General features: G+C 30.0%; 1 protein-coding gene. It reads left to right on the top strand.

Translation table 11 applies throughout. The features are described from left to right. The first annotated feature begins 94 nt into the window (after positions 1-94). A complete protein-coding gene (locus ACSVH9_RS16315) occupies positions 95-496 on the top strand; it encodes a hypothetical protein (RefSeq protein ID WP_438064631.1) in 402 nt (133 codons plus the stop codon). Positions 497-633: the final 137 nt, after the last annotated feature.

Raw genomic sequence — 633 nt, 5'->3', positions numbered from 1 at the left:
AGTAATATTGACACCGAACCAGAAAAAAAAGAATTAGCTTCTTCACTAAAATACTCATATAGCTTTGAAGTAATATTAGAAAATCACATAAGAAATGAAAACAATAATTAAAAAATTTCTCTTAGCCTTTTTGCTTGTATTTCTAGTAAGTTGTGACCCAGCACACGATATTGTATTTACGAATAATACAAATTCAGTAGCTAAGGTTAAATTCAAATTAAACCCGAAATTTAAAAACTATCGTTTAAGCGAATCCTTAACTGGAGATTCAATTGTGTTTAATTTAAAGCCAAAGGATACTTCAAATTTATATTTTGGAATTGGAGTTTGGGATGACAATGAAATAGACCAATTATGCAATTCCATAACTAGCTTAGAAATTGAGAATAATGACTTAAAAACTGTCTATAAATCTAAAAAAACAATAAAAAATATCCTTGAAAATAATCAGGAGGGATTTTGGTGGAAAACTAGGATAGCAATTGATATTGAATAAAAATACTACTGCCAACACACGCTACAAGCAAGCTGGGCAATTGGTTTAATTTGAAAATAGTTTGTATTTGATACATTTGTTTTTAACCGAAAGATTACGCATCTTTAATCCCAGCGTGCGTGTAGCGCGGGAACGTT

The sequence above is a fragment of the Flavobacterium sp. RSSB_23 genome, assembly GCF_051547145.1.
Lineage (GTDB): Bacteria > Bacteroidota > Bacteroidia > Flavobacteriales > Flavobacteriaceae > Flavobacterium.
The sequence above is the reverse complement of the archived record's forward strand: the minus strand, read 5'-3'. Positions and strand labels throughout refer to the sequence as shown.